This window comes from Pseudomonas sp. HMWF006, from assembly GCF_003061205.1.
GTDB lineage: Bacteria > Pseudomonadota > Gammaproteobacteria > Pseudomonadales > Pseudomonadaceae > Aquipseudomonas > Aquipseudomonas monsensis.
Map to the genome: position 1 here is coordinate 1 of NZ_QAIU01000091.1, position 4,020 is coordinate 4,020.

At 59.3% G+C, this 4,020-nt stretch carries 5 protein-coding genes and 1 pseudogene; 3 read left to right on the forward strand and 3 right to left on the reverse strand.

Annotation, left to right across the window (positions count from 1 at the left end; all coding sequences use genetic code 11):
• The 3 genes from DBR24_RS03590 to DBR24_RS03600 all read left to right on the forward strand — a co-directional run.
• The coding region (locus tag DBR24_RS03590; protein WP_146188945.1) for an ACT domain-containing protein at positions 1–457 on the forward strand (457 nt) is incomplete at its 5' end.
• Positions 458–586: 129 nt separating this feature from the next.
• Complete coding sequence (gene mazG, locus DBR24_RS03595; protein ID WP_128613920.1) at positions 587–1,420, forward strand: nucleoside triphosphate pyrophosphohydrolase; 834 nt, start codon at positions 587–589, stop codon at positions 1,418–1,420.
• A gap of 25 nt (positions 1,421–1,445) precedes the next feature.
• The gene (locus tag DBR24_RS03600) at positions 1,446–1,988 is read left to right on the forward strand and encodes a DUF2058 domain-containing protein (protein ID WP_123466894.1); all 543 of its coding nucleotides are present in this window, start codon (positions 1,446–1,448) and stop codon (positions 1,986–1,988) included.
• Between the two features lie 68 nt (positions 1,989–2,056).
• Here DBR24_RS03600 and DBR24_RS03605 read toward each other — a convergent pair whose 3' ends face one another.
• From DBR24_RS03605 to DBR24_RS31450, 3 genes and pseudogenes are all read right to left on the reverse strand, one after another.
• Complete coding sequence (locus DBR24_RS03605) at positions 2,057–2,245, reverse strand: hypothetical protein (protein WP_003227153.1); 189 nt, start codon at positions 2,243–2,245, stop codon at positions 2,057–2,059.
• A 389-nt stretch (positions 2,246–2,634) separates the two neighbouring features.
• The gene (fabB, locus tag DBR24_RS03610; protein WP_007968959.1) at positions 2,635–3,855 is read right to left on the reverse strand and encodes a beta-ketoacyl-ACP synthase I; all 1,221 of its coding nucleotides are present in this window, start codon (positions 3,853–3,855) and stop codon (positions 2,635–2,637) included.
• 11 nt (positions 3,856–3,866) lie between these two features.
• A pseudogene (locus DBR24_RS31450) lies at positions 3,867–4,020 on the reverse strand (hypothetical protein); the annotation flags it as partial.

A 4,020-nucleotide genomic window follows, 5' to 3' on the forward strand; every position in this document is an offset into this window, starting at 1 on the left:
GCGCGGCGATATCCAGATTCAGGGCGTCGGCAACCTGATGACGCAGATGGCCGGCTGCTGCCAGCCGCTGCCGGGCGATGCGATCGTCGGTTACATCACCCAGGGCCGCGGTGTGAGCATCCACCGTCAGGACTGTGCCTCGGTGCTGCAACTGGCCGGGCGCGAGCCGGAGCGGATCATCCAGGTCAGCTGGGGCCCGGTGCCGGTGCTCACCTATCCGGTGGACATCGTCATCCGCGCCTACGACCGTTCCGGTCTGCTGCGTGACGTCTCGCAGGTGCTGCTCAACGAGCGCATCAACGTGCTGGCGGTCAACACCCGTTCGAACAAGGAAGACAACACTGCGCTGATGTCGCTGACCATCGAGATCCCCGGGCTGGATGCGCTGGGGCGCTTGCTGGGGCGGATTTCGCAGTTGCCGAACATCATCGAGACGCGGCGTAACCGCACGCCTTGATGACCAACCCCGATCAACTGTGGGAGCTGGCTTGCCAGCGATTGCATCACCTCGATTGTCCTGATTCACCGAGGTGTCTGCATCGCTGGCAAGCCAGCTCCCACATGGTTTTGTGGTGAGAGATAAATGATGTACAGCCTTGAAGACCTGCTGCATTTGATGAGCCGTCTGCGCGACCCGCAGTACGGTTGCCCGTGGGACATCAAGCAAACCTACGCGACCATCGTCCCGCACACCCTCGAAGAAGCCTACGAAGTGGCCGACGCCATTGAGCGTGGCGACTTCGATCACTTGCAGGGCGAACTGGGCGATCTGTTGTTCCAGGTCGTCTATTACAGCCAGTTGGCCCGGGAAGAAGGGCGCTTTGAGTTCGCCGGGGTGATCGACAGCATCACCCGCAAACTGATTCGCCGTCACCCACACGTGTTCCCCACCGGTGATCTGTACGCGCCGCTGGACGTGCCGCGTCTGAGCGAGGAACAGGTCAAGCAGCGCTGGGAAGCGATCAAGGCCGAAGAGCGCGCCGAGAAATCCACCACACCCGAACAACTGTCACTGCTCGATGACGTGCCCGCCACGCTGCCGGCCTTGTCACGTTCGGCCAAGCTGCAGAAGCGTGCCGGGCAGGTCGGTTTCGACTGGCCGGATGCCTTGCCAGTGCTGGACAAGGTGCGCGAAGAGCTCGATGAAGTCCTCGAAGCCATGTCCGAAAATGATCCCGCAGCGGTGGCTGACGAGATCGGCGACCTGCTGTTTTCCGTGGTCAATCTGGCCCGGCACCTGAAGGTCGATCCGGAAACGGCGTTGCGTGGCGCCAACGCCAAGTTCGAACGACGTTTCCGATTTATCGAACAGGCATTGCGCGACACCCACCGTCCCATGGAAGATTGCACCCTCGAAGAGTTGGACGCCCTGTGGGGCGAAGCCAAACGCCAGGAAAAGAATGTGCCCAGCTGCGGCTGAGCAACTGCCCAAGTGAGTAAGCACCATGAGTATTTCCCTTCGCGATCAGTTGCTCAAAGCAGGGCTGGTCAACCAAAAGCAGGCCAAACAGGTCAGCAAGGACAAGCAGAAGCAGCAGCGTCTGGCGCACAAAGGCCAGATCGAACTGGATGATTCGCAGCAGCGCGCCGCCCAGGAAGCCATGGCCGAGAAGGTCAAGCGCGACCAGGAGCTGAACCGTCAGCAGCAAGAGAAAGTCGAGGCCAAGGCCCGTGCTGCGCAGGTCAAGCAACTGATCGAAGTCTCGCGTCTGCCGAAGCTGAACACCGAGGACTACTACAACTTCGTCGACGACAAGAAGGTCAAGCGCATTTCGGTCAACACGCTGATGCGCAACAAGCTCAGCAACGGTTCGCTGGCGATCGTGCACCACGGCGGCGGGTATGAAGTGATCCCGCGTGAGGCGGCCCTGAAGATCCAGGAGCGCGACCCGCAACGCATCGTCCAGCTCAATGTGCAGACGGAAGAGGTCAGCACCGAGGACGATCCGTACGCGGCCTATCAGATCCCTGATGACCTGATGTGGTAAAGCGATAAGGCTGTAACAACACAAACCCCGCTCATGGCGGGGTTTGTCGTTTCAATGCTGTGGTTGAATCAGGCGGATTTCAGATCCCGCTGCTGTTCTTGCAGTTCCAGTTCGGCCTTGTAGTTGTGGGCGTCGATTTCGTTGTGGAACATGCCGACCAGCAAGTCTTGTTGATGCACATCCCAGATCCGTACACCGGCGGCTACGCCTTCATGGGACATGTGTGAATCGTCGCGTTCAGTTACTTTTACAGTCATCTGCTAGCTCCAAATCTCAAGTTATCTGCAGCAAGGCGTGTGCAGGACTCTTTTATATGATTTGTTAGCTTGCTAAGTAAACGCTTGATTTGCGCAAGGTGTTGTTGCGTTTTTTGCAACAGTGCTGCAGCCCGCGTAATCCGCGACATTCGGTCGCAGGGCGAAAGGTTTCATGACAGAAGTTTCATTTTCAGAGCACCCTGGAACCCTGTGGGAGCTGGCTTGCCAGCGATGACGTCGGCACTGCAAACATCTTCGTTACCTGACACTCCGCTATCGCTGGCAAGCCAGCTCCCACAGGGATCGGTGGTGTTCCGGCTGATTTCTTCAGGCAAAAAAACGCCCCGAACCAGTCGGGGCGTTTTCAGGTGTGGCTCAAGCGGGGGGAATTACTTGCCTTCCCAGCGCTTCAGGACCAGCGTGGCGTTGGTGCCGCCGAAGCCGAAGCTGTTGCTCATCACGGTGTTGATGGTGGCGTTTTCGCGAGTCTTGGTCAGCACCGGCAGATCGGCCACTTCAGGGTCCAGCTCGTCGATGTTGGCGGAACCGGCAATGAAGTTGCCTTCCATCATCAGCATGCAGTAGATCGCTTCGTGAACGCCGGCGGCGCCCAAGGAGTGACCGGACAGGCTCTTGGTCGAGCTGATCGCGGGTGCCTTGTCGCCGAACACTTCACGCACACCTTTCATTTCCGCGACGTCGCCGACCGGAGTCGAAGTGCCGTGGGTGTTCAGGTAGTCGATTGGCGTATCAACAGTGGACATTGCCATCTGCATGCAACGGATCGCGCCTTCGCCACTCGGGGCAACCATGTCGTAGCCGTCGGACGTTGCGCCGTAGCCAACGATTTCGGCGTAGATCTTGGCGCCACGGGCCAGAGCGTGTTCCAGCTCTTCAACCACGACCATGCCGCCACCGCCAGCGATGACGAAACCGTCACGGTCGGCGTCGTAGGCGCGGGAGGCTTGTTCCGGGGTGTCGTTACGCTTGCTGGACAGGGCGCCCATCGCGTCGAACAGGAACGACTGGCTCCAGTGCTCTTCTTCACCGCCACCGGCGAAGACGATGTCCTGCTTGCCCATCTGGATCTGTTCCATGGCGGTACCGATGCAGTGAGCACTGGTGGCGCAGGCAGAAGCGATGGAGTAGTTCAGGCCCTTGATCTTGAACGGAGTGGCCAGGCACGCGGAAACGGTGCTGCTCATGGTCCGCGTGACGCGGTACGGGCCAACGCGTTTCACGCCTTTCTCGCGCAGGATGTCCAGCGCTTCCATCTGGTTCAGGGTCGACGCACCACCCGAACCGGCGATCAGGCCGGTACGCGGGTTGGACACTTGTTCTTCGGTCAGGCCGGAGTCAGTGATGGCGTCTTTCATGGCCAGGTAGGCGTAAGCCGCGGCGTGGCCGACGAAGCGATAGATCTTGCGATCAATCAGCTCTTCAAGGTTGAGGTCGATGGAGCCGGAAACCTGGCTACGCAGACCCATTTCAGCATATTCCGGGTTGAACCGGATGCCAGGGCGGCTTGCACGCAGGTTAGCGGAGACGGTCTCTTTGTCATTGCCCAGGCACGAAACAATGCCCAGACCAGTGATAACGACGCGGCGCATGCGAATAACCCTTAGAAGTTGTCAGTGGAGGTGAAAACGCCGACGCGAAGGCCTTCGGCGGTGTAGATTTCGCGACCGTCGACAGTCACCGAACCATCGGCGATGGCCAGGTTCAGCTTGCCCTTGAGGACGCGTTTGATATGAATGTTGTAGGTGACTTTCTTG